Origin of the sequence: Rubellimicrobium rubrum (assembly GCF_006152115.1) — a bacterium.
GTDB classification, from domain to species: domain Bacteria; phylum Pseudomonadota; class Alphaproteobacteria; order Rhodobacterales; family Rhodobacteraceae; genus Rubellimicrobium; species Rubellimicrobium rubrum.
In genome coordinates this window covers 1-24,272 of sequence record NZ_VDFU01000019.1, presented here as the reverse complement: position 1 = coordinate 24,272, position 24,272 = coordinate 1, and the positions used below count along the sequence as shown (strand labels likewise).

Annotated in this window: 25 protein-coding genes; 17 read left to right on the top strand and 8 right to left on the bottom strand. The window is 67.1% G+C overall.

Going from position 1 to position 24,272, the window contains the following annotated elements:
• Positions 1–18: 18 nt before the first annotated feature.
• On the bottom strand, positions 19–1,251 hold the full coding sequence (locus FHG66_RS14830; RefSeq protein WP_139077845.1) for an argininosuccinate synthase: 1,233 nt from the start codon (positions 1,249–1,251) through the stop codon (positions 19–21).
• Between the two features lie 232 nt (positions 1,252–1,483).
• Positions 1,484–1,951, bottom strand: coding sequence for an NUDIX domain-containing protein (locus tag FHG66_RS14825; RefSeq protein WP_139077844.1), 468 nt, complete (start codon positions 1,949–1,951; stop codon positions 1,484–1,486).
• A 117-nt stretch (positions 1,952–2,068) separates the two neighbouring features.
• Here FHG66_RS14825 and hslO point away from each other — a divergent pair, with 117 nt between their 5' ends.
• The 7 genes from hslO to FHG66_RS14790 all read left to right on the top strand — a co-directional run bounded on the left by hslO (position 2,069) and on the right by FHG66_RS14790 (position 10,582).
• Positions 2,069–3,079 (top strand): Hsp33 family molecular chaperone HslO, encoded by a 1,011-nt coding sequence (gene hslO, locus FHG66_RS14820; RefSeq protein ID WP_139077843.1) that lies wholly within the window; start codon positions 2,069–2,071, stop codon positions 3,077–3,079.
• Positions 3,066–3,674 carry a CoA pyrophosphatase gene (locus tag FHG66_RS14815; RefSeq protein WP_139077842.1) on the top strand — a complete coding sequence of 203 codons (609 nt, stop codon included), beginning with the start codon at positions 3,066–3,068 and terminating at the stop codon, positions 3,672–3,674. The genes hslO and FHG66_RS14815 overlap by 14 nt, the downstream gene beginning before the upstream one ends.
• Position 3,675: 1 nt before the next feature.
• Positions 3,676–4,827, top strand: a complete 1,152-nt coding sequence (locus FHG66_RS14810; RefSeq protein ID WP_139077896.1) for a CCA tRNA nucleotidyltransferase — start codon at positions 3,676–3,678, stop codon at positions 4,825–4,827.
• Positions 4,828–4,954: 127 nt separating this feature from the next.
• Entirely contained in the window at positions 4,955–6,811 is a 1,857-nt protein-coding gene (locus FHG66_RS14805) for an ABC transporter ATP-binding protein (protein ID WP_139077841.1), read from the top strand.
• Positions 6,808–8,703 carry an ABC transporter ATP-binding protein gene (locus FHG66_RS14800; protein WP_139077840.1) on the top strand — a complete coding sequence of 632 codons (1,896 nt, stop codon included), beginning with the start codon at positions 6,808–6,810 and terminating at the stop codon, positions 8,701–8,703. Before FHG66_RS14805 ends, FHG66_RS14800 begins: the two co-directional genes overlap by 4 nt.
• A 77-nt stretch (positions 8,704–8,780) precedes the next feature.
• Positions 8,781–10,004: a class I SAM-dependent RNA methyltransferase gene (locus FHG66_RS14795; RefSeq protein ID WP_139077839.1), complete on the top strand. Its 1,224-nt coding sequence runs from the start codon at positions 8,781–8,783 to the stop codon at positions 10,002–10,004.
• A gap of 77 nt (positions 10,005–10,081) precedes the next feature.
• Complete coding sequence (locus FHG66_RS14790; RefSeq protein WP_139077838.1) at positions 10,082–10,582, top strand: L,D-transpeptidase family protein; 501 nt, start codon at positions 10,082–10,084, stop codon at positions 10,580–10,582.
• Positions 10,583–10,624: 42 nt separating this feature from the next.
• On the opposite strand, the gene dalA is transcribed toward FHG66_RS14790, so the two are convergent.
• A complete protein-coding gene (gene dalA / locus FHG66_RS14785) occupies positions 10,625–11,143 on the bottom strand; it encodes a divisome-associated lipoprotein DalA (RefSeq protein ID WP_139077837.1) in 519 nt (172 codons plus the stop codon).
• A gap of 165 nt (positions 11,144–11,308) precedes the next feature.
• On the opposite strand from dalA, the gene FHG66_RS14780 reads away from it, so the two are divergent.
• Entirely contained in the window at positions 11,309–11,911 is a 603-nt protein-coding gene (locus tag FHG66_RS14780) for a L,D-transpeptidase (protein WP_139077836.1), read from the top strand.
• A 50-nt stretch (positions 11,912–11,961) separates the two neighbouring features.
• On the opposite strand, the gene FHG66_RS14775 is transcribed toward FHG66_RS14780, so the two are convergent.
• The 4 genes from FHG66_RS14775 to FHG66_RS14760 form a co-directional block, all read right to left on the bottom strand.
• On the bottom strand, positions 11,962–12,465 hold the full coding sequence (locus FHG66_RS14775; RefSeq protein ID WP_139077835.1) for a gluconokinase: 504 nt from the start codon (positions 12,463–12,465) through the stop codon (positions 11,962–11,964).
• An 8-nt stretch (positions 12,466–12,473) separates the two neighbouring features.
• The gene (locus FHG66_RS14770) at positions 12,474–13,784 is read right to left on the bottom strand and encodes an ABC transporter substrate-binding protein (RefSeq protein ID WP_139077834.1); all 1,311 of its coding nucleotides are present in this window, start codon (positions 13,782–13,784) and stop codon (positions 12,474–12,476) included.
• Between the two features lie 124 nt (positions 13,785–13,908).
• Positions 13,909–14,973 carry a ferrochelatase gene (hemH, locus tag FHG66_RS14765; RefSeq protein WP_139077833.1) on the bottom strand — a complete coding sequence of 355 codons (1,065 nt, stop codon included), beginning with the start codon at positions 14,971–14,973 and terminating at the stop codon, positions 13,909–13,911.
• Between the two features lie 103 nt (positions 14,974–15,076).
• Complete coding sequence (locus FHG66_RS14760) at positions 15,077–15,877, bottom strand: methyltransferase domain-containing protein (RefSeq protein ID WP_139077895.1); 801 nt, start codon at positions 15,875–15,877, stop codon at positions 15,077–15,079.
• A gap of 16 nt (positions 15,878–15,893) precedes the next feature.
• On the opposite strand from FHG66_RS14760, the gene FHG66_RS14755 reads away from it, so the two are divergent.
• From FHG66_RS14755 to FHG66_RS14745, 3 genes are read left to right on the top strand one after another with little or no spacing between them, the layout of a single operon-like run.
• Positions 15,894–16,646, top strand: a complete 753-nt coding sequence (locus FHG66_RS14755) for a ComF family protein (RefSeq protein WP_139077832.1) — start codon at positions 15,894–15,896, stop codon at positions 16,644–16,646.
• A 54-nt stretch (positions 16,647–16,700) separates the two neighbouring features.
• Positions 16,701–16,970, top strand: coding sequence for a glutaredoxin 3 (gene grxC, locus FHG66_RS14750; protein ID WP_139077831.1), 270 nt, complete (start codon positions 16,701–16,703; stop codon positions 16,968–16,970).
• Positions 16,970–17,791 (top strand): carbon-nitrogen hydrolase family protein, encoded by an 822-nt coding sequence (locus FHG66_RS14745; protein ID WP_139077830.1) that lies wholly within the window; start codon positions 16,970–16,972, stop codon positions 17,789–17,791. Before grxC ends, FHG66_RS14745 begins: the two co-directional genes overlap by 1 nt.
• On the opposite strand, the gene ubiG is transcribed toward FHG66_RS14745, so the two are convergent.
• Positions 17,781–18,548: a bifunctional 2-polyprenyl-6-hydroxyphenol methylase/3-demethylubiquinol 3-O-methyltransferase UbiG gene (gene ubiG / locus FHG66_RS14740; protein ID WP_139077894.1), complete on the bottom strand. Its 768-nt coding sequence runs from the start codon at positions 18,546–18,548 to the stop codon at positions 17,781–17,783. The genes FHG66_RS14745 and ubiG overlap by 11 nt on opposite strands.
• 53 nt (positions 18,549–18,601) lie before the next feature.
• Here ubiG and pip point away from each other — a divergent pair, with 53 nt between their 5' ends.
• The 6 genes from pip to FHG66_RS14710 all read left to right on the top strand — a co-directional run.
• Positions 18,602–19,654, top strand: coding sequence for a prolyl aminopeptidase (gene pip, locus FHG66_RS14735; RefSeq protein ID WP_139077829.1), 1,053 nt, complete (start codon positions 18,602–18,604; stop codon positions 19,652–19,654).
• On the top strand, positions 19,651–20,967 hold the full coding sequence (locus FHG66_RS14730) for an ABC transporter substrate-binding protein (protein WP_139077828.1): 1,317 nt from the start codon (positions 19,651–19,653) through the stop codon (positions 20,965–20,967). The genes pip and FHG66_RS14730 overlap by 4 nt, the downstream gene beginning before the upstream one ends.
• Before the next feature lie 134 nt (positions 20,968–21,101).
• Complete coding sequence (gene rimP, locus FHG66_RS14725; RefSeq protein ID WP_139077827.1) at positions 21,102–21,722, top strand: ribosome maturation factor RimP; 621 nt, start codon at positions 21,102–21,104, stop codon at positions 21,720–21,722.
• Positions 21,722–23,320, top strand: a complete 1,599-nt coding sequence (nusA, locus tag FHG66_RS14720; RefSeq protein ID WP_139077826.1) for a transcription termination factor NusA — start codon at positions 21,722–21,724, stop codon at positions 23,318–23,320. The genes rimP and nusA overlap by 1 nt, the downstream gene beginning before the upstream one ends.
• A gap of 17 nt (positions 23,321–23,337) precedes the next feature.
• Positions 23,338–23,979 (top strand): RNA-binding protein, encoded by a 642-nt coding sequence (locus FHG66_RS14715; protein ID WP_139077825.1) that lies wholly within the window; start codon positions 23,338–23,340, stop codon positions 23,977–23,979.
• A gap of 16 nt (positions 23,980–23,995) precedes the next feature.
• On the top strand, positions 23,996–24,272 hold a 277-nt coding region (locus tag FHG66_RS14710), incomplete at its 3' end, for a translation initiation factor IF-2 associated domain-containing protein (RefSeq protein ID WP_176556270.1).

Here is a 24,272-nt window from a genome sequence, read left to right as displayed (position 1 = left end):
TAAGGACCGGTGACGTTTTCAGCCCTTGGCCCGCGCGTTCCGCACCGCCACCAGCCGGAGCCGCAGCGCGTTCAGGCGGATGAAGCCTTCCGCGTCCTTCTGGTCGTAGGCGCCCGCGTCCTCCTCGAAGGTCACGTGCTTTTCGGAATACAGCGAGTGGTCCGACCACCGTGCGACCGTCCGGACCGAGCCCTTGAAAAGCTTGACCCGCACTGTCCCGCCCACATGCTCTTGCGACTTATCGATGAGGGCCTGCAGCATCTCCCGCTCGGGGCTGAACCAGAAGCCATTGTAGATCAGCTCCGCATAGCGCGGCATGATCGAGTCCTTTAGATGCCCAGCACCCGCATCCAGCGTGATCTGCTCGATCCCCCGATGTGCCTCGAGCAGGATCGTCCCGCCGGGCGTCTCGTAGGCGCCGCGCGACTTCATTCCCACGAAGCGGTTCTCCACGAGGTCGAGCCGTCCCACGCCATGCTTGCCGCCCAGCTCGTTGAGCTTCGCGAGCAACGCCGCGGGCGACAGCCGCTCGCCGTTCACCGAAACGGCGTCGCCACACTCGAAGCCGATCTCGACCATCTCGGGGGTATTGGGGGCCTCCTCGGGGTCCACGGTGCGCTGCCAAACATAGGCGGGCGGCTCGTCGGCCGGGTTCTCCAGCACCTTCCCCTCGGAGGACGTGTGCAGCAGGTTCGCATCGACCGAGAACGGCGCCTCGCCCCGCTTGTCCTTGGCGATGGGAATCTGGTTCGCCTCGGCGAACTCCAGCAGCTTCGTCCGCGAGGTCAGATCCCACAGCCGCCAGGGCGCGATGACCTTGAGCGCCGGGTTCAGCGCCGCGACGCCCAGCTCGAACCGCACTTGGTCGTTGCCCTTGCCGGTCGCGCCATGCGCTACCGCGTCCGCGCCCGTCTCGGCGGCGATCTCCGCAAGCCGCTTGGCGATCAGGGGCCGCGCGATGGAGGTCCCGAGCAGGTAAAGCCCCTCATAGACCGCGTTCGCGCGGAACATCGGGAACACGAAGTCCCGCACGAACTCCTCGCGCAGGTCCTCAATGTGGATGTTCTCGGACCGGATGCCCAGCAGCTCCGCCTTGGCGCGCGCCGGTTCCAACTCCTCGCCCTGGCCCAGGTCGGCGGTGAAGGTCACGACCTCGCAGCCGTACTCCGTCTGGAGCCACTTCAGGATGATCGAGGTGTCGAGCCCGCCGGAATAGGCGAGGACGACCTTCTTGGGGGCAGGCGCGGTCATGGCACGACTCCGTGAGCAGGTTTTGCGCGCCCTAGCGGGTTTCACGCAGGCGAACAAGGCAGCCCCATGACCGCGCGCGGGGCGGCTCTCCGCAGGCCGTGCTGTCTACGGGTCGACCCGTGGGCGAGACATCGACGCGCTTCGGATCTTGGGGTCCGCTACTGCCGCGATCGGCGGCCGGACCGGTCAGCCAAGGGGACCCTTCAGGGGTGTTGAACTATCGTCGTACCCCTCAGGCCCAGTCGATGGCGTACCGCCCCTTTTCTGTCCGAAGGACGCGCCGAAGAAAGTCCCGCTCTGCCGGATTGGGCAGGAGGTCGAGGGCCACGGCGGGCGGCGCCCAGAGTGGTGCGTGGGCCTGCTCCGGAGGCGGCCCGATCCTCCGGGATGGACGTGCCAGCCAGACATGGCAGATCTTCTCCGCCCAAAGATCATAGTCGGGCATATAGGCGAACCGCTTGTAGGCCCCGAGCCGCCTTGCCCCTGCTATGGTCCATCCGGTCTCCTCGAACACCTCCCGATGAAGCGCACGCAAGGGGGACTCGCCGGGATCGATCCCTCCGCCGGGAAGCTGTATCTCGGACTCGGGCTCGGCCTGGAGTGTCAGGAGCAGGGTCCCGTCGCGCCACAGTATCGCATAGGCCCCCGGCCTGCGCCTGTAAGTCCGTCCCCGCTCCACCGCTCCGCCCCAGCGCCGCATCGCCAACCCCTTCAAACCTCGTGCCTTGCGTCCTATATTGTGGCCCGATCCCCTCTCCGGCCAGACGCGCCCTCTCCTTTGTTGGAGCCGTCGGCATTCTTCGCTAAAGGATTTCCCATGAGCCTCGGCGCCCGACTTGCCTGGGACGACACCGTCCTGCCCTTTCAACTCGACGCTTCGGACATCCGGGGCCGCGTGGCGCGCCTTGATGGAACGCTGGAGAAGGTCCTGTCGCAGCATGATTATCCCCCCGCCATCGAGGCCCTGGTGGCCGAGACGGCCCTTCTGGCCGCGCTGATCGGGCCTACGGTCAAGCTGCGCTGGAAGCTGTCGATCCAGGTTCGTGGCGACGGCCCGGCCCGGATCATCGCGGCCGATTACTACGCTCCCGAATTCGAAGGCGAGCCGGCGCGCATCCGGGCCTGGGCGAGCTTCGACCCCGCTCGTCTGGACGGGACCGGTGAGCCGTTCCGTCAAATCGGCAAGGGATATTTCGCGATCCTCATCGACCAGGGGCAGGGGACCAGCCCCTACCAGGGCATCACTCCGCTCGCGGGCGGATCGCTGGCCGCGTGCGCCGAGACCTATTTCGCGCAGTCCGAGCAGCTGCCGACGCGCTTCGCGCTGTCCTTCGGCCGGTCCCGGCTCAACGGCGAAACCGAGGAGCGGTGGCGCGCGGGTGGTGTCATGATGCAGCACATGCCCAAGATCGGCATGGGCGTCGCCGCTGCCGAAGGCACGGGCGAGAACGGGCTTTTGCATCACAGCGACATCCTTGATGGTGAAGAGGGGGAGAACTGGTCCCGCGCCAACATCCTTCTCGACACGGTGGAGGATTTGGAGCTGGTAGGGCCGCAGGTGCAGCCCACCGACCTTCTCGTGCGGCTGTTCCACGAGGAAGGCCCGCGCATCTTCAGCGCGCATCCCGTGGGCTTCGGCTGCTCCTGCAGCGAGGACAAGGTACGCCAGTCGCTGTCGATCTATTCGGCCAAGGACATCGGCCACATGACGACGGATGAGGGCATCGTGACAGCCGACTGCCAGTTCTGCGGCGCGCATTACGAGTTCGAGCCCAACACACTGGGCTTCGAAGCGACGGTTCCGGCGGGCGCGAGTGCATCCCTCTGAGGCCGAGGTCCTTTTGCGTCGGGCGTTGGCGGTTCCCCGGGCCGCCTCGTCCGACTTCGATCTCGATCCCGGCCTACCCCGCCCGACGGGCCGGGAACTCCGGCCTGCCGCAGTCCTGCTGGCAGTAGACTTGGCGGGAGCCGAGGCGCAGGTGATCCTGACCAAGCGCTCGGCTCATCTGCGCCATCACCCCGGCCAGATCGCGCTGCCGGGGGGCAAGCTGGACGGCACAGAGGACGCGGCGGCGGCGGCCCTGCGGGAAGCGCACGAGGAAGTGGGCCTGCCGTCAGGGCAGGTCGAGGTTCTGGGCACCTACGGTCCGCACGAGACTGTGACGGCCTTTTCCGTGACGGCCGTCCTGGCCCTGATCCGCACCCCATTCGTAGCCAGGCCCGAGGCAGGCGAGGTCGCCGAGGTGTTCTTCGTGCCCTTGTCGCATCTGGTCAGGCTCGACAACTTCCGCATCGAAGGCCGCCGCTGGCAGGGACGGCACCGACGCTATTGGGTTGTCCCGTTCGGCCCCTATTACATCTGGGGAGCGACGGCCCGGCTTCTGCGCGGGCTTGCCGAACGAATGGAGACTGTCCGTGACTGACATGACCGACGCCTTGGCTCCGCTGCTGGCCGATGAGGCCGCGCAGCGCGTCCTGTCCATGCTGGGAGAGGGCGGCCATCGGTCCTGGATCGTCGGAGGCGCCGTCCGCGATGCGCTTTTGGGCCGTCCCTTGGGTGACATCGACATCACGACGGATGCGGCTCCTCACCGGGTCATGGAATTGGCCGAGGCGGCGGGGCTCCGGCCCGTGCCGACCGGCCTCGATCATGGCACGGTCACCGTGCTGGCCGGTCGCCCGGTGGAGGTCACGACGCTGCGCCGTGACGTCGAAACCGATGGCCGCCATGCCGTCGTCGCGTTCGGAACCGATCCGGCCGAGGACGCCCGCCGCCGAGACTTCACCATGAATGCGCTCTACCTTTCGGCGGACGGGACGCTGCTCGATCCGATGGGAGGGCTCCCGGATCTGGCGGCACGGCGCGTCCGGTTCGTTGGCCATCCCGGAACGCGCATCCGGGAGGATTACCTCCGCTCGTTGCGCTACTTCCGCTTCCATGCCTGTCACGGCGATCCAGAGGAAGGGCTCGATCCTGACGCTCTGGATGCCGTCGCGCGCAACCTCGATGGCTTGGACACCCTGTCGCGCGAACGGGTCGGGCAGGAGATGCTCCGGCTTCTGGCTGCTCCCGATCCCGCGCCGGCGGTGGCGGCCATGCGTGCTACGGGAACGCTGGCCCGTATCCTTCCGGGCGCCGGGGACGGACTCCTGGGTCCCCTGGTGCACATCGAGGGCGAGGCCGGGCTTCCTCCGGACCCCCTGCGGCGGCTGGCTGCAATCGGCGGCGAGGAGCCCGTGGATCGGCTCCGGCTGTCGCGCGCTCAGGGCAACCGTCTGGCCCGCCTCCTCGAAGGGATGAGCACCGTGACCAGTCCGGGCGAACTCGGTTATCGGCTCGGGGCCGAGGATGCCCTCGACATCCTGGCACTGAGAGCAGCGCTGTCGAATGCGCTCATGACGGCGGAGGACGCCGATCGCGCGCGCCAGGGTGCAGCGCAGCGCTTTCCCCTGTCTGCGGCCGACCTCGCCCCCTTGTCCGGCAGCGCCCTCGGCCAGCGCCTTCGGACGCTGGAGCAGGCGTGGATCGACTCAGGCTTCGGCCTCCGCCCTGAGGCGCTGCTGAGCCTGCCGTAAGGGCCCTGCCTGAAAAAGCGGCTGCTTCCGTTTCCCTGCTGCCCGGGCCGATCTATATCCGCCGAGCCACCCCGATCCTCATGGCCCGTTCCGCCCTGCCCAGGCGGCGGCCCGTTTTGCGTGCCCCATGTTCCGCTTCTTCGAAAAGCTCGTCGATCCCTTCGCGGCCCATGCGGCGGTCAATGACCCGCCACGTCGGCTTTGGCCATTCCTGCGGTCCTTCATGGGACCGTTCCGCGGCGTGTTCTGGGCCACGGGCCTGGCCGCGGCCGGCGTAGCTTTCATCGAACTCTGGCTGATCTCCTATTCGGGCCAGTTGATCGACACCCTGACAGCCGCCGATCCCGACACCGCCCTGCGGGAGCACGGGCTGGAGCTTCTCCTGGTGGCGGGCTTCGTGCTGCTGGTGCGTCCTGTGGTGTTCGGCCTTCAGGCGCTGCTCCTGAACAACGCCATCCTCCCGAATTTCGGCACGCTGATCCGCTGGCGGTCCCATGGACACGTCCTGCGCCAGTCCGTGGGCTGGTTCGAGGACGACTTTGCCGGCCGCCTCGCCAGCCGGGTCATGCAGGCTCCAAGCTCGGCGGGCGATGCCGTCTATCAAATGTTCGACGCCATCGCCTATGCGATCTCCTACATTTTGGGAGCCGGGATTCTCCTTTGGACGGCTGACCCCAGACTCCTGATCCCGCTGTCGTTCTGGCTTATTCCCTATGGCGCGCTGGTGGTCTGGACAGTCCGCCGCATGGGTCCTGCCTCCAAGGCCGCCTCCGAGGCCCGCAGCACCCTGACGGGCCGGGTCGTGGACGCCTACACCAACATCCATTCGGTGAAGATGTTCGCGCAGGGCGACCGCGAACTGGCCCAGGCCCGCGACGCTATGGCACGCACCCGCACCACCTTTCAGCGCGAGATGCGGCTTTTCACGATCATGGACCTGTGCCTGACGCTCCTGAACGGCATCCTGATCGTGGGCGTCACCGGCTGGGCCATCTGGCTCTGGACGGCAGGGGCAGCCTCGGTCGGGGTGGTCGCCGCCGCATCCGCGCTCGTGCTGCGGCTGTCGAACATGTCGGGCTGGATCATGATGTCCGTGTCGCAGTTCTTCGAGGCCCTGGGCGTTGTCGGAGAAGGCATGGACAGCATCGCGCAGCCCATCACCCTTCTGGACTCTGCCTGGGCCAAGCCTCTCCGGGTCGATGAGGGGCGCATCGAGTTCCGTGAGGTGTCCCATCACTACGGGAAGGACAGCGGTGGCCTCGATGACTTGGACCTGCGGATCCAGCCGCGCCAGAAGGTGGGCCTTGTGGGCCGGTCAGGGGCAGGGAAGTCCACCTTGGTCAAGCTTCTCCTGCGCTTCTATGACGCCGAGCGTGGCGCGATTGTAATCGACGGCCAAGACGTCCGCGCCGTGACGCAGGACTCCCTACGCGCCGCGATCGGCATGGTGCAGCAGGACAGCTCCCTCCTTCACCGCTCGGTACGAGAGAATCTCCTCTACGGGCGTCCTGACGCGACCGAGGCCGAGATGATCGACGCCGCCCGGCAGGCTGAGGCGCACGACTTCATCCTTCGGCTCGAGGACGGTGAGGGGAATCGGGGCTACGACGCCAAGGTGGGAGAGCGCGGGGTCAAGCTGTCGGGTGGGCAGCGGCAGCGGATCGCCCTGGCCCGCGTCATCCTGAAGGACGCTCCGATCCTGGTGATGGACGAGGCGACCTCGGCCCTCGACTCCGAGGTCGAGGCAGCGATCCAGGAAACGCTGGCTTCCATGATGGAAGGCAAGACGGTGATCGCCATCGCGCACCGCCTGTCCACCATCGCCCGCATGGACCGGATCGTCGTCATCGACGGGGGCCGGATCGTGGAGGACGGCGCCCATGACGCGCTGCTCGCCCAAGGCGGAATCTATGCCCGACTTTGGAACCGTCAGTCCGGCGGCTTCCTTGCACTCGATCCCGACCTGACGGAGGCTGCCGAATGACCGATGCCAGCGAGCCGCACCCCATACGCCCGAACTGGGCCGAGTGGTTCGCCCGCCTGATCCCGCCGTTCGACGAAACCCCGGTTCCCCGGCCGCCCCAAACCCTTTGGGCCTTCTTCCAGTGGTGCCTGCGCGGATCCTTCCCGGTTCTGATGGTGGCTTCCGTGGTCAGCGTGCTGGCCGGAACCGCCGAGGTGGTCTCGGCGATCCTGCTCGGGACGGTGATCGACTTGGCCTCCGAAAGCAGCCCCGGGACGCTCTGGTCGGACCATGTCGTGCTCTTTTCCGCCATTGCCGTGTTCCTGGTCGTGCTGAGGCCGCTCACCTTCGGTGCGTCCGCGATGTTCCAGTCGGTGGTGATCGGTCCATCGCTCAACGTGCTGGTGCTGTCGCGCCTGCATCGCTGGACGCTGGGACAGGACATCACCTTCTTCGACAACGACTTTGCGGGACGCATCGCGCAGAAGCAGATGCAGACCGGCCGGGCGGTGACCGAGTCCACGGTGGAGTTCATCAACACCATCGTCTTTGCCCTGTCCTCGGTCATCGCCACCCTGCTGCTGGTCATCACCATCGACTGGCGGGTGGGCCTGGTGCTGGGCTTGTGGTTCGCGGGCTACCTGTTCTACATCAGCCGCTTCCTGCCGCGCATCCGCAAGCGGGCCGAAGGACGGGCCGCTGCCCGCGCCGTGGTCACCGGGCAGGTGGTGGACACCATCACCAACATGCGGACCGTCAAGCTCTTTGCCCATGCCGAGGCCGAGGACGAGGCCGCGATCCGGGCCATGGACCGCTACCGCGAGCAGACGCTCGACTATGGCACGATCTCCACAAGCTTCCGGTTCGGCCTCATGGTCATCGCGGGGCTCCTGCCAGTCCTGATGGTGGGGCTGACGCTCCATTTCTGGACGCAAGGCACCGCCACGCCGGGAGACATCGCGGCGACCGGCACGGTGGCGCTGCGGATCGCGCAGATGACCGGCTGGGTCAGCTTCGCGCTCATGGGCCTTTATGCCAACGTGGGCGAGGTCGAGGATGGCATGAACACCCTTGCCCACAACCACACCATGGCCGACGCCCCCGACGCCGTTCCGCTGCGGAACGCCGAAGGTCTCCGCTTCGACAACGTGAACTTCATCTATGGACGGGACGGCGACGAGGACGAAGGAGGCGGGCTTCACAACCTGGACCTGACCATCGCCCCGCGTGAGAAGATCGGCCTCGTGGGGGCGTCGGGCGCCGGCAAGTCCACATTAGTGGCGCTGCTGCTGCGGCTTTACGACGTGGAGCGGGGGCGCATTACCGTGGGCGGGCAGGATGTCCGTCACGTCACGCAGGAGTCACTCCGCAAGGCCATCGGCATGGTCACGCAGGAAACGGCGATGTTCAACCGCTCGGCCCGCGACAATATCCGCTACGGCCGTCCCGACGCTACCGACGAGGAGGTCATCGCCGCCGCCAGGGCCGCACGGGCGCACGACTTCATCCTGACCCTCGAGGACTTCAAGGGACGGACAGGCTATGACGCCCATCTGGGCGAGCGGGGCGTGAAGCTCTCGGGCGGCCAGCGCCAGCGGATCGCGCTTGCCCGCGCCATGCTCAAGGACGCGCCCATCCTCGTGCTCGACGAGGCGACATCGGCCTTGGACAGCGAGGTCGAAGCTGAGATCCAGGCTGCTTTGGAGGACGCCATGGTCGGCAAGACGGTGATCGCCATCGCGCACCGCCTGTCCACCATCGCCAGCATGGACCGGATCGTCGTCATGGACGCCGGAACCATCGTGGAGGAAGGCACTCACGAAGCGCTCCTGGCCCGTGGCGGCCTGTACGCGCGCTACTGGAACCGCCAGTCGGGCGGTTTCCTGGTGATGGAAGCCGAAGCCGCCGAATAGCCTGTGCGGCGCCCTGCCCGCTTGCGTCGGGCCGCCTGCCTGCTCATGTAGGCGGTCTTGTCATCTCAGGCCGCGCCATGACCGTCCTTCCCGACCCAGCCACCCTGCGCGTGGCAACCCTTACCCATCATGGCCAAGGTCGGCTCGAGGACGGGCGCTTGGTGCCCCGCACCCTCCCGGGCGAGGAGGTCGAGCCCCGACCGGACGGCACCTGGCGGATCCGCACGCCCTCCGCCGACCGGGTGGGACCGCCCTGCCCGCACTTCAACAGCTGCGGCGGCTGCGCCATGCAGCACGCCTCGGACACCTTCGTGGCCGAGTGGAAGGCCGGGATCGTGCGAGGTGCCCTCGCAGGCCAAGGGATCGAAGGCGAGGTCGCTCACATCCTGACCTCTCCGCCGCAAAGCCGCCGTCGGGCGCGCCTTGCTGCGCGGCGCCTCAAGAAAGGCGCTCTCCTGGGCTTTCACGCCCGGGCTTCGGATACGGTGATCGACAACCCAAACTGCAGGATCCTGACCCCCGGCCTCATGGCGCTGCGACCCGCGCTTCTGGACCTGACTGCCTTGGCCGCGTCGCGCTCCCGCGAGATCGGCCTCACCATCACTGACAGCCCGGTCGGAGCGGACGTAGTGTTAGAAGACGGGCGAGACCTCGACGTGGCGCTGCGCCAAGATGCTGCCGCCTGGGCCGCGCGGGCCGGCGTGGCACGTTTCACGTGGAACAATGAGCTTGTGTTCCTCCGCGAGGGACCCTGGCAGGCCATGGGTCGCGCCCGTGTCGTTCCCCCACCGGGTGCCTTCCTTCAGGCCACGCGCGAGGGCGAAGCGGCCCTGGTTTCCCTGGTTCGGGAAGCGACGCGGGATGCGGCCCGCGTGGCCGACCTATTCGCCGGAGTGGGGACCTTTGCTCTGGCCTTGGCCGAAACAGCCGAAGTACATGCCGTCGAAGGCGAGGCGGCCATGCTGGACGCTCTTCAGAAAGGCTGGCGTGGCGCCCCTGGCCTACGACGCGTCACCACGGAAGCGCGCGATCTTTTCCGTCGCCCGCTCCTTGCCCAGGACCTGAAGCGCTTTGACGCGGCTGTGATCGATCCTCCTCGAGCGGGGGCCGAAGCACAGGTGCGGGAACTGGCGAACGCCCACGTCCCGGTGGTGGCGTATGTATCCTGTCATCCGGCAAGCTTCGCCCGCGATGCCAAGACCCTCCTTGGGGCAGGCTACCGCATGGACCCCATCACCGTCGTCGATCAGTTCCGCTGGTCCCCGCATGTGGAGTTGGCGACACGATTCTCGCTCGGCTGAGTTCACGACCCCTCGCGGGGTTGTGGATAATCAGGTATGTTGCTGTCGAACGGCGCTAGACCGGACAGGCGACAGTGATGATTTCCAGACGATCCCTCCTTGCGGGTGGCGTGGCCTTGGCGGCGTTGGCCGGCTGCGGGACACCATCCAAGTTCCGCAATTACCAGGGTCCCCAGGTGACGAGCCTGATGGCCTTCAAAGCGCAGCGACGCCTTTACGTCATGCATGGGAACACGGCCCTGCATGTCTATCCCTTCGAATTGGGGGGTGACCCTATCGGTCCCAAGATGTGGGAAGGCGACGGGCGGACGCCGGAAGGCGCCTACGTCATCAACCGCCGGAACCCGAACTCCAGCTATCACCTGTCGATCGGGATATCCTATCCGAACGAGACCGATCTCGCCCGTGCCGAGGCACTGGGAGTGCGACCCGGCGGTGATATCTTCATCCATGGCACCCCGCGCGAGATGCGCCGGAACCAAGACTGGACCGCTGGCTGCATCGCCGTGACCAACCGCGAGATGGAAGACATCTACGCCATGGTCCCTGACGGAACGCCGATCTTCATCTATCCCTGAGTTTCAGAAGGCGGGGTCTGACCCCGCCTTGTAGCGGCCGCGTCAGGCAGCCAGGACCATTGTCCACCAGATCTTACCGGATTCCTCTTGGAACCACGCCAGGCCAAGCCGGTTGGCGCTACGGTTCAGGATAACGTCGCGCGTCTGCGGGTCCTGCATCCAGGCGGAAAGCGTCTGCAACTCGTCCTCGTAGGTTTCCGAGATCACCTCTCCGACGAGGGTCCCGCGATAACCCACCCGCTGGAGCCGGTCCACCGGCGACGAGCCGTCCGATCCGAAATGCCAGGGTCGGTTCTGTACCGCCATGTCGCGGCTGTGGGTCGCGGCAGCGGCCGTCAGCGCCGGATCGAGCGTCACCGGAGCGGCCCCGGCCGCCTGCCGCAGCGAATTGACCGAGTCGGCCATGCGGTAGCCGATCTCGGCCTCCATTTCAGGCGTGATGCGGTAGAAGGTTGGCAGGGGCAGTCCATCGGCGCCGACCAGCGGCCGAGCCGGACGTCCGCCTCCACATGCCGACAGCCCCATCAGGGCCAAGCCCGCCATCACCGCCCTGCGCTGCATCGAGAAATCCTTCGGCCTCTGTCCTGGCGGCCTCCTTAGCGGCGTGGGCGAGGGGTTTCAAACACGATCGGTGTCGAAGAACGCTTCTGACGAGACCTTGAGTTGAGGCCGACGCGCAGCGACTGTAACGCTCCGCTCACGAACTTGACACACGAGGCAGGCGATATGTCGGACGGCAAGGGAATCACGCGGAGAGGCATGCTGGGGGCAGGGATGGCGATGCTGGGCGCGGGCCTGGCGGCACCGGTTCTGGCGCAGCAGGCCAACTCCACCGAGATGGAACGCGAAATCTCCCAGTCGCAGCGCCATAACATCTCGGCGTTCCGGACGATCAACTGGCAGGATCATTTCGCAACTACCACGGGCGGTGTGATCATCTGCGACATCAAGTCCCGTGCGCTCCATTTCTGGAGCGAGGATCAGTCGGTCTACCGGCTGTATCCGACCTCGGTCCCCGCCACCGACGAGCTTACGCGACTGGGCGACACCCAGGTGGTGGACAAGGTCGTCGCGCCGCCGTGGCGGCCGACCCCTTCCATGCGCGAACGCAATCCCGAATGGCCCGAGTTCGTCCCCGGCGGCGACGCCCTGAACCCTCTGGGCCCCTATGCGCTCTATCTGAGCTGGCAATACTACCGGATCCACGGAACCCACGACACCCGCAAGATCGGTCGGCGTTCCTCGAACGGGTGCATCGGTCTTTACAACGAGCACATCACCGAGCTGTTCCAACTGGCGCAGGTCGGCACGCAGGTGAAGCTCATCTAGGCACGGCACGAGCAGCCCTTCACCGCCAGCTTGGCGCGGGCGGTGAAGGGTCAGAGCCGCGCGATCCCCTCCAGCAGTCGCTCCAGAACCTGGGCAGTCGGACCTTCGACGGAAACCTCAAGGCCGCGCTCGTCGGGTGCAAGTGCCTCCAGGGTGCCATACTGGCTTTGAAGCAGGGCCGGGGGCATGAAGTGCCCTTGTCGGGCGTCCAGTCGCGTCCGGACCAGGGCCGGGTCGCCCACGAGGTGGACAAACACCAGACCCGGCACCCGGTCGCGCAGTCGGTCACGGTAGCGCCTCCGCAGGGCCGAGCAGGCAGCGACCACCGGCGGATCGGGCTGAGCCATGGCAGTTCCGACCCGGTCCAGCCAAGGCCAGCGGTCGTCGTCGGTCAGCGGATGTCCCGCAGCCATTCTGGCCCGATTCGAGTCCGGGTGGAGGTCATCGCCTTCGATGAACGACCCGCCCAGCGCCTCGGCCAGAAGGCTGCCGGTCCGGGTCTTTCCGACCCCCGACACGCCCATCACCACGAAACGGCCGGTCCTGACGTTCATCGCGCCTCCTAGCGGCGCAGATAACCCGCAGCCGTCATCTCCTGTAGCGCGATCCGCTGTGCAGCCGCCAGCGCCTCGTCGGCGGTCTTGCGCCCCGACACCGCTGCCGCGAACTCGCGTCCCACGGCCGTGCCCAGACCCTGGAACTCGGGGATGGCGACGAACTGGATCCCCACATACGGCACCGGCTCCACGGTCGGGTTTTCCGGATCGGCCAGCGTGATCGAACGAAGCGTGATCGGCGCAAAGGGCGCGGCTGCCAGATAGTCCGGGTTCTCGTAGAGAGAGGTTCGGGTGCCCGGTGGGGCGGCAGTCCAGCCGTCACGTTCGGCCACCAGCGCCGTGTACTCGCGTGAGGTGGCCCAGGCCACGAACAGCTGTGCCTCCGAGATGGCGTCCGAGGACGCCGGTATGGCCAGTGACCACGCCCACAGCCAATTGGCCCGCTTGCTCCGGCCCGCATCAGGCGCAAGGGCAAACCCCACCCGGTCGGCCACACTGGACTGATCGGGATCGACGAGGACGGAGGCCGCCACCGTGGCGTCGATGGCCAGAGCGCACCGTCCGTCCCGATACAGCCCAAGGATTTCGTTGAAGCCCCTGGTTTCGGGCTCTGGAGGTCCCAAGGCCATGAGAGCGAGGTAGAGATCAAGCGTGGCCCGCCATTCTGGCGTATCGAACTGCGGACGCCATGCCTCGTCGAACCACCTGGCTCCCATCGAATTGGCCATGGCAGTGATCAGGGCCATGTTCTCGCCCCAGCCCGGCTCACCGCGCAGGCATATGCCGTAGATCCCGTTCTCGGGATCGTGCAGATCGTCTGCGATCCGCTTGACCTCTTCCCAGGTCGGAGCCTCGGGCAGGCTCAGCCCTCCCTCAGCCAGCAAGTCGGTGCGAACGATCGTCATTGCCGACTCGCCGTAGAACGGAGCGGCATAAAGTCGGCCATCCACTGACAGGGCCCGCCGGATCGGAGGCAGAAGATCGTCAAGGTCATACTCGGGCGGCAGATCCTCGAAGGGGACGAGCCACCCGCCCCTTGCCCAGATCGGCACTTCGTAGGTTCCCAGGGTCAGCACGTCGAAGCGGCTCCCCAGAGCGATCTCGGCCGCCACCTGTTCGCGCAGCGCGCCCTCGCCCAACGTGACCCAGTCAAGCTGGATGTCCGGGTTCGCCGCCGTGAACTCCTCGGACAGGGTCTGCATGCGGATCATGTCCGGGTTGTCCACCGTCGCGATGGTCAGCGTCACAGGCTCCTGCGCGCTGATCGGACCGGCAGCACAGACCAGCCAAGTCAGGCACGCTCGGACGTTCCGCATGGCTCCCCCTCGCACCTCTTCGGGTGCCTCGCCGGCAGGGCCAAATCCCTACCAAGTCAGACGCTAGTCCGAGTCCGAGGTTCGTCCATAAGTTGTGTGTCTGATACCCGACATAAGTCTCGGTTCAGATCCAGCCGCCCATGTTGCGCAGGATCGCCCCTTCGATGGCGTCCAGATGCGCTGGATCGTCATTGAGGCAGGGGATGTAGGTGAACTGCTCCCCGCCCGCGTGCTCGAAGGCTTCGCGGATCTCGCCCTCGATCTCTTCCAGCGTCTCGATGCAGTCGGCCGAGAAGGCAGGCGCGCAGACAGCGAGGCGCTTCACGCCTTCTTCCTTCACCAGTCGCGCCACTTCCTCGACGGTATAGGGCTTGAGCCATTCCTCGGGACCGAAGACGCTCTGGAACGTCGTGCGGATCTTGGCCTTTTCCCAGCCCAGCGTCTCGCGCAGCAGACGCGTCGTCTTCTGGCACTGGCAATGGTAGGGGTCGCCCTGCATGAGGTAGCGTCGCGGCATCCCGTGGTAGGAACAGATCAGTAGTTCCGGCTCCTGCTCCGCCCTGGACCAGCCCCGCTTTACCGAAGCGGCAAGCGCCTCGATGTAGGCGGGATCGTCGAAGTAGGGGTCCATGACGCGGGCGATGGGCTGCCAGGGTTCGGCCATCAGCGCGCGGAAGAACTGGTCGCAGGCGGTGGCCGATGTGGCGCCCGCATACTGGGGATAGAGCGGAACGAAGAGGATGCGCTGGCATCCTTCCTCCACCATCCGGTGCAGCACCGCCTGCGTAGAGGGGTTGCCGTAGCGCATGCAGAATTCGACCCGGACCTGATCGCCCAAGCGCGCGGCCAGACGCTCCCGAAGTCCTTCAGTCTGTGCCCGGGTGATGATGAGGAGCGGGCTCTCGTTCCGCTCCTTGTCCCAGATCTTGCGGTAGTTGGCGCCCGAGGTGAACGGTCGCTTGGCCAGGATCACGGTCTGCAGCAGGGGCTGCCACTTCCAGGACGGGTAGTCGATCACCCGCTTGTCGGACAGGAACTCGCTCAGATAGCGGCGCATCGACCAGTAGCCGGTGTCGTCGGGCGTCCCAAGATTGGCCAGCAGGATGCCGATCCGGGCTGGCTGGACGGCCGGATGCCCGTCGGGGGCATGGGCGGGCACGGCGGGCGGCAAAGGCGTCAGGGCGTTCATGATGTCTCCCGAAACAGCGCCCGGCACATTGCCGGGCTGACGGGGCAGGGGCAAGGGACGATGCGCCGCAACCCCTGCCCCAACCTTTCAAATCTTCGCGGACTCAGCCTTCGCTTTCGCGGCGGGCCTGCTCCAGCGCGTCTCCAAGGGATCGAACGGCCGAGCCGGGACGCAGGGCCTTGGGCTGGTTGGGTGCGGGCGCCCAGGCCGACAGCGTGACCACTTCGAAATGCGCCACTGCCCGTCCGTCTCTGACAGGATAGCGCGCCATGGCCCCGCCGATCACCGAGCGGCGCGTGAAGCGCCGGACACGACCGAGGAGGGCGTTGGCTTCTCCCATGGCACGCAGATCGCGCATGAGAGCCAAGGCATCAGGGTAGCTCACGTCGAAGGGCATGGAGTCCGCCACCGGTAGCGCCAGCCCCACCCGTCCCAGCAGATTGCCCAGATCCCGGATCTCGCCCATGGGGGCCACGCGCGGGCTGAGGCCTCCGGTCGCCTCCACCTCGGCTTCGGTCAGAACCGCGCGAAGTTCCGCCAGGGTGGAACCGCCAAACGTCGTGGCCAGCAGAAGCCCGTCCGGCGCAAGCGCCCGGCCCGCCTGAACAAGCTGCCCCACGGGATCGTTGGCCCAATGCAGGCACAGGTCGTGGACCACGAGGTCGTGCGCCCCGGTCTTAAGGTCCAGCGTCTCATCGTCGGCGACGAACCTCGCGTGGGGCAGGCGGTCCGCCCAGACCTGAGGGAACGGCGTTACGACCGCCGGCGCCGCGAACCGCCTGTTAACCTCGGCGAGTCTTTCCTGCACCTCGGCGGCCACGGCCTCGCGCAGGAAGAAGGCGCTGGCCCGTTGTCGATGTCGCAGGAGGGCGGAACGGTCGGTGATCTGGGCCATGCCGCCCATGTAGGAGAGCGGGACCATGTTGGAAAGCGCACGGGACGTGGCCATAGCCTCGCTAGTGGCGTTGCGCCGCGCGGTCTACCCGCCGGCCTGCGTGGCCTGCGGGGCGCTGACCGACTCCGAGTTCGCGCTCTGCGGCCCGTGCTGGCGTGAGGCGGGGTTCCTGCTGGGCGCCCTGGTCTGCGACAGTTGTGGGGTTCCCCTACCCGGTCAGGACGATGGTCCCGTCCAATGCGACGACTGCCTGCGTCGGCCCAAGCCCTGGAGCCGTGGCCGCGCCACCCTGCCCTACCGCGGCACCGGCCGCAGGCTCGCGCTCGCGCTCAAACACGCTGACCGCTCCGACCTTGCCAAACCGATGGGACGCTGGCTCGCCGCTGCGGCCCGACCGCTGCTCAGCGACGAGCCTGTGCTTGTGCCGGTGCCCCACCACTGGACGCGCCTTCTGCGACGCAAGCACAATCAGGCGCAGCTTCTTGCGTCCGAGGCTGGACGCCACCTCGGCTGCCCTGTCCTGCCCGATGCCTTGGTGCGACGGAGAGCCACCAAGTCCCTGGGCCATGGCGGGCGCGAGGCGCGGGCCGCTGCACTGACGGACGCCATTATGGCGCATCCGCGTCGCGGAGCCGCTCTCCGCGGCCGTGCCGTGCTGCTCGTGGATGACGTGATGACCTCGGGCGCGACGCTTTCGGCCTGCGCCGAAGCCGCGACTCTGGCCGGCGCGGCGGATGTGCGGGTGCTTGTCCTCGCCCGGGCGATCCTCGAACCCTAGAACCCGACCCTGCGGGGCCCTAGGTTGGACTGTGACACCTACCGGAGCCCAACCATGGCAACCATCGAGATCTACACGTCCCCGACCTGCGGCTACTGCCACGCAGCCAAGCGCCTCCTGGCCCAGAAGGGCGCGAGCTACACCGAGGTGGACGTGGTTCGCGACCCATCCCGCCGCCCCGAGATGATGAAGCGGGCGAACGGCCGCCATACGGTGCCGCAGATCTTCATCGACGGGCGGCATGTCGGCGGATGCGACGACCTTTACGCGCTGGAAGAGGCTGGCAAGCTGGACCCGATGCTCGCGGGGACTGCCCCGGCCTGATGCGCGCGGCGCTGCTCCAGATCTCGTCGTCCGACGACCCCCGCGACAACCTCGCGCGGCTTCGGCCCATGGTCGTGGACGCGGTCGAAGCGGGGGCGCAACTCGTCTGCACGCCAGAGGTCACGAACTGCGTGGCGCCCCGGGGCCGTCTTTTCGAGGTCGCCACGACCGAGGAGGATGATCCTGTCCTTTGTGGCCTGCGCGAAGAGGCAGCCAGGCGGCAGGTCTGGATCGCTATGGGATCGCTGGCCGTGCGGACGGACGACGCGGACGGGCGACTGGCGAACCGATCGGTCCTGATCGGGCCGGACGGGGCCATCGCGGCGCGGTACGACAAGATCCACATGTTCGACGTGGATGTGTCGGCCACAGAAACCTGGCGCGAGTCGCAGGGCTTCCGGCCCGGAGGCCAGGCCGTCGTCGCTCCCCTGCCCTTCGCGACGCTCGGGCTCGCCATCTGCTATGACCTGCGGTTTCCCCACCTGTTCCGGGCCTTGGCCAAGGCCGGCGCGCAGGTTATCCTGGTTCCTGCCGCCTTCACGCGACCCACGGGCGAGGCGCATTGGGAGGTCCTCCTGCGCGCCCGTGCCATCGAGACGGGGTGCTTCGTCCTCGCGGCCGCTCAGACGGGCGAACACGCAGGCGGGCGCCAGACCCATGGCCATTCCCTCGCCGTCGCGCCGTGGGGCGAGGTGCTGGCCGATGCGGGCCGCGAGCCAGGGGTGACGGTCGTGGATCTCGATCTGGCCCGGGTCGAGGAGGCGAGGCGACGCATCCCCTCGCTCCTCCATGACCGCCCGTTCGACGGTCCTAGTCCCTGACGCTTGCCGTCACGTAGTTCACGGACAGGTCGCGTTCGGACAGCCGCCAACTCCAGGCCACCGGATTGAACACCATCCCCATCCGGTCGATGGGCGTCAGATCCGCCTTTTGCAGGAGGTCGAACAACTCGTCAGGGCGGATGAACTTCTTCCAGTCATGCGTGCCCCGGGGCAGCCAGCGCATCACCTGCTCGGCGCCGATGATCGCCATGACATAGCTGCGCGGGTTGCGGTTGATCGTGGAGCAGACATGGAGCCCGCCGGGCCTGAGCAGGTCGTGGATCGAGCGCAGGTAATCGCCGGGATCGGCCACATGCTCGATCACTTCCATGTTCAGCACAACATCGAAGTCCTCGCGCGCTTCGGCCAGGGCTTCGGCCGTTGCGTGCCGGTAATCGATGGGAAGGCCCGACTGCTCGGCGTGGAGCCGCGCGACCGGGATGTTTCGGGCCGCCGCATCGGCACCCACGACATCGGCCCCCATCCGGGCCATGGGTTCGCTCAGCAGCCCACCGCCGCACCCGATGTCGAGGATGCGCAGACCCGCGAAGGGCTTGTCACGGTGCCGATCCCGCCCGAAGCGGGCCGCGACCTGGGTCACGATATAGTCAAGTCGGACCGGATTGAGCATGTGGAGCGGCTTGAACTTGCCTTGGGGATCCCACCATTCCGCGGCCATCCGCTCGAACTTCTCCACCTCGACGGCATCGATGCTGCGACCGGACGCCCCCTTTCCAGCCGTTCCGTCAGCGCGCATATCCATGGCGTCTCCCCTCGCATCCGATCCCAAAGGAATGATATAGCCCGGTCATGGACAAGGTCTCCGCGCCCCTTTCTGCTCGCTTCGCGCCGCATCCGGCCCTTTATCCGGGCCAGGAGCCGTTTGCGACCCATGCGCTCGAGGTGGGCGACGGCCATCGTCTGTATGTGGAGGAGTGCGGCAACCCGGACGGGCTTCCGGTGGTCGTGCTTCATGGCGGTCCCGGCGGCGGATGCAGCCCGGCGATGCGCCGCTATTTCGACCCGCGCGTCTATCGCGTGGTGCTGTTCGACCAGCGCGGCTGCGGCCGTTCGCGCCCCCATGCCTCGGTCGAGGCGAACACCACTTGGCACCTCGTGGCCGACATCGAACGTATCCGCGAAAAGCTGGGCATCGGGGCCTGGGCCTGCGTCTTCGGTGGTTCCTGGGGGGCGACCTTGGCGCTGCTTTACGCGCAATCCCACCCAGAACGGGTGCGGGCCCTCGTGCTCCGGGGCGTCTTCTTGATGACGCAGGGCGAGCTCGACTGGTTCTACGGCGGCGGCGCGGGCGCCTTCTGGCCCGACCTGTGGGAGCGCTTTACCGCCGCCATCCCCGACGAGGAGCGCGGCGACCTCATCCAGGCCTACCACCGCCGCCTGTTCTCGGGCGATCTGCGCGAAGAGGTCCGCTTCGCCCGCGCCTGGGCCGGCTGGGAGAATGCCCTGGCCTCGATCGACAGCGAGGGACCGGGCGGCACCCACGCGACAACCGGCGCGCCCCTGGGCGGCTTCGACGCGCCCGCGGACTATGCCCGCGCCTTCTCACGGATCGAGAACCACTTCTTCGCCCATGGCGGCTTTCTGCGGCCTGAACAGGCCATCCTCGCCAACATGCACCGCATCGCCCACATCCCCGGCGTGATCGTGCAAGGGCGCTATGACATGATCTGCCCGCCTTCCTCGGCCTGGGCCCTGTCCCGCGCCTGGCCCGCCGCCAAGCTCGAGATGATCGCCAAGGCCGGCCACGCCCTAAGCGAGCCTGGGATCACAGCGGCCCTGGTCCGTGCCATGGATGTCCTAGGCGACCGGCTCCTTCCCGCCCGAAGACAGGCCGCGACATGATCACGCGCCGGCGCCCTGCCCCTCCGCTGCGCCGCCTCGACTCACGGGTGAGCCGCCGCGGACTGCTGGGGGCGGGCGTGCTGGCCGGGGTTCTGGCGGCGAGCGGCGTGCCCCTGCAGGCGCGGTCGCGGGGGGGAACCCTTCGGCTGGGTCTCTCGCAGGCGCTGCCGCGGGGCGACTGGGCCCGAGCGCCAGCCGTGCTGGCCCAGGGTGCGGTCTACGATACCCTCACCGAGATCGGGCCCACTGGCGAACTGGTCGGGGAACTCGCCCAAGGTTGGGAGGCTGCGCCCGGCGCGAAGCGATGGCATGTCGTGCTGCGCCGGGATGCTGTTTTCCATGACGGCACGCCGCTTCGCGCCGAGGATGTCCTCGCCTCCTTGGCACGCCATCGTGACGGCGTGCTGGCCCATGTGGCTGCCATGGAGCCTCAGGGGAACCAAGCTCTTCTGGTGAGCCTGCGCGAAGGGGATCCGGACTTCCCTCTCCTGCTGGCTGATCCCCGGCTGATCATAGGGCCCGAAGGGCGCTTCGACGGGACAGGCACCGGCCTTTACCGCGTCGCTGCCTCACAGCCCGTGGATGGTCTGCGATTAGAGCGGGTGACATCCCACTGGAAGGACGGACGGGCCGGGTGGTTCGATGCGATCGAGGCCATGACGCTTCCCGATCCTGTGCAGCGCCTCGGAGCCTTGCTGGCTGCCGAGGTGGACGTGGTCGATCCCCTGCCCCCGGATCTCGTCCAAGAGGGTCTGGCCGCCGGGATGGGCATTGCGGCCGTGCAGGGCAACCGCCAGCTTCACGCCCGCCTTCCCCACGGCGCTGATCCGGCCTTGGCTGCTCACCTGCCGCACGCGCTGAATCGCGAGGCGCTTGCCTCGGCGTGGGGGGGCAAACCGGCTGCCGACCATCCGCTCGGACCCTTGCACCCTGCCCTGTCCGCGCTGCCTCCACCGGCCTTCGATCCAAAAGCCGCAGCGGCCCTGGCAGGCGCCGTTCCTGTGCTGACGGCCTGGGAAGGACGCCCGACCGAGGACGCCACCTTCCGCCGGGCTCTGGCCGGTCCTTGGTCGTCCCTCCGCCATGACCCTGCCCTGCTCGGTCACTTGGCTGCCGCCCGAGTCACCGAAGGCCCGGAGCGGGCCGCCCATTACGCCGCAGCGCAAGCCCACTGCGCCAGCGCTGCGCCAGTGGTCGTGGTAGCGCATGTGCCGGCCGTTACGCTTTACGACCCAAGCCTTGTCCATGACGCGGTGTCGCCGCTGGCTCCGCTGGACGGCGGCCGTCTGGCGGAACGCTGGTGGCGCGTCTAAATCTCTTGCATCGGGGATCGGGCCCGCCTATATGCGCCTTGAAAGCGGCGCGCTGGCCTCCACCCCCGGCGCCCACCGGCAGACTATCGACGGGCCGCGCGCCCGTTTTTTGTTTTCAGGACTGCCCAATCATCATGTCCGACCTCATCGCCAAGACCGCCATAGACAAGCGCCTCGCCCAGATCGTGGAGCCCGTGGCTGCCGACCTGGGCCTCGAACTCGTGCGCCTGCGCCTCATGAGTGGCCAGCACCCGACCTTGCAGATCATGGCCCAGAAGCCCGACGGCACCATGGAAGTGGATGACTGCGCCCGGCTTTCGACGGCCGTGTCCGCCGTTCTCGATGTCGAGGACCCGATCACCGACGCCTACACGCTGGAAGTGTCGAGTCCCGGCATCGACCGCCCGCTGACCCGCCTCAAGGACTTCGAGACCTGGGCCGGACACGAGGTCAAGCTGGAACTGTCCGAACCCGTGGACAACCGCAAGCGCTTCAAGGGAGTGCTCCAGGGTACCGAGGGGGGCGAGGTTCTTCTCGAGATCGAGCAGGGCCCCGAACACGTGACGATCGGGCTCAACTTCGAATGGATCGCAGATGCCAAGCTGGTCCTGACGGACGATCTTATCCGCGAAACGCTGCGCGGCCGCCGCGATGCAGGCCAGATCGACGAGGCGCAGTTCGACGCCGTCGAAACAATCATCGATGGGGAGGAAGAGGCTGAAGCCCCCGCCCCGAGCCCAGAGGAGAAACACTGATGGCCATCACCTCCGCGAACCAGTTGGAGCTTCTCCAGACCGCCGAGGCGGTCGCACGCGAGAAGATGATCGACCCTGGCCTCGTGGTGGAGGCGATGGAGGAGTCGCTCGCCCGTGCCGCGAAGTCCCGCTACGGGGCCGAGATGGACATCCGCGTCAAGATCGACCGCAAGACCGGCCGCGCGAGCTTCACCCGTGTCCGCACCGTGGTCGAGGATGACGCGGTCGAGAACTATCAGGCCCAGGTGACCGTACAACAGGCCAAGCAGCACCTCGCTGATCCCAAGGTCGGCGATGAGATCATCGACGAGGTTCCGCCCGTGGACCTGGGCCGGATCGCGGCGCAGTCTGCCAAGCAGGTCATCCTCCAGAAGGTCCGCGAGGCCGAGCGCGACCGCCAGTTCGAGGAATTTAAGGACCGCGTCGGCACCATCATCAACGCCACCGTCAAGCGCGAGGAATACGGCAACGTCATCGTCGACGTGGGCGCGGGCGAAGCCATCCTGCGCCGCAACGAGAAGATCGGCCGAGAAGCCTATCGCCCCGGCGACCGTATCCGCGCCTTCGTCAAGGATGTGCGCCGCGAGGTCCGGGGTCCGCAGATCTTCCTGAGCCGCACCGCGCCCGAGTTCATGGCCGAGCTCTTCAAGATGGAGGTGCCCGAGATCTACGAGGGCGTCATCGAGATCAAGGCCGTGGCGCGCGATCCCGGAAGCCGCGCCAAGATCGCCGTGATTTCCTACGACAACTCGATCGATCCCGTCGGCGCCTGCGTCGGCATGCGCGGCAGCCGGGTGCAGGCCGTCGTGAACGAACTCCAGGGCGAGAAGATCGACATCATTCCGTGGAACGAGGATGTCCCGACCTTCCTCGTGAACGCGCTGCAGCCCGCCGAAGTGTCCAAGGTCGTCATCGACGACGATGCCGAGCGCATCGAGGTCGTGGTCCCCGAGGAGCAGCTTTCGCTGGCGATCGGACGTCGTGGTCAGAACGTGCGTCTGGCCTCGCTGCTCACCGGCCTGAACATCGACATCCTCACCGAAGAGGAAGAATCCAAGCGCCGCCAGGCCGAGTTCGACGAACGCACTAAGCTCTTCGTTCTGGCCCTGGACCTTGATGAGTTCTTTGCCCAGCTGCTGGTGGCCGAAGGCTTCCGGACGCTGGAGGAGGTGGCCTATGTCGATCAGGAGGATCTGCTGGCCATCGACGGCGTGGACGAGTCCACCGCCGGCGAACTGCAGGCCCGCGCCCGCGACCACATCGAGGCCGAACGAAAGAAGGTTCTCGACCGCGCCCGCGCTTTGGGAGTGGAGGAGTCGCTGATCAACTTCCCGGGCCTGACCCCGCCCATGATCGAGGCCTTGTCCCAGGATGACGTGAAGACCCTCGAGGACTTTGCGACGCTGGCGGACTGGGAATTGGCGGGCGGTTGGACCGAAGTGGACGGCCAGCGTGTAAAGGACACCGGCATCCTCGAAAAGTTCGACCTCGGCCTCGAGGAGGCGCGCAACATGGTCATGTCCGCGCGGGTGGCCCTGGGCTGGATCGATCCCGAAGAGCTCGGCCTGGACGTGCAAGAGGAGGCGGAGGAGGTCTGACCTCCTCCGGTATGCTCATGACGCGCGGCGGCGCCAAGATAGACCGCGAGGAGCCCGAGCGGCGTTGCCTCGTCACCAACGAAACCGGGCCCAAGTCTGGCCTTGTCCGGTTCGTGGTGGGACCGGACAACTCGGTCGTGCCCGATATCTCCGGAAAACTTCCTGGGAGAGGGCTGTATGTCACGGCTTCCCGTCCCATATTGGAACAGGCGAGGACGGGCCAGTTCGCCCGCGCGGCCAAGGCGTCCGTCATCGTTCCCGAAGGTCTTGCGGACGAGGTAGAACGTCAGTTGGCCGCTCGGGTCGTCGACCTTGTATCGCTCGCCCGCAAGGCCGGAGTTGCCATAGCGGGTTTCGAGAAGGTGAAGGAAGCCCTGGCCCTCGCGGGTGAGGGTCTCGGCAAGAGAGCCTGGTCCAAGGTCCGCGTCCTCCTCCAGGCCTCCGATGGCTCGGAACGGGGCAAGGCCAAGCTCTGGACGCCCGAAGGTGCGCGCTACTTCAATTGCCTCACGAGCGAGGAATTGGGGCAGGCGTTCGGTCGCCAGACCGTGATCCATGCGGCTTTGGCGTCTGGCGCCTTGGCCGATCGTGTTGTAGAGGAGGCCGCGAAACTCCGTGGCCTGAGAGAACTGGAGGACGGCGACCGCGCCGCTCCCTGAGGAACAGATACCCTTCATGAACGATACCGGCGACAAGAAACCCCTTGGCCTTCGCGCTCCCGGCGCCCGGCCCGGCAACGTGAAGCAAAGCTTCTCGCATGGCCGGACCAAGAACGTTGTCGTCGAGACCAAGGCTCGCAAGCGGGTCGTGGCGACGCCCACCCCGCCTGCAGCCGGGGGAACGGCCACGCGCGCCAGTGCGATCCTGGGTGATCCGGCCAAGCGCCCTGCTGGCATTTCGGATGCTGAGCTTGAGCGTCGCATGAAGGCGTTGGCGGCGGGTCGGGCTCGGG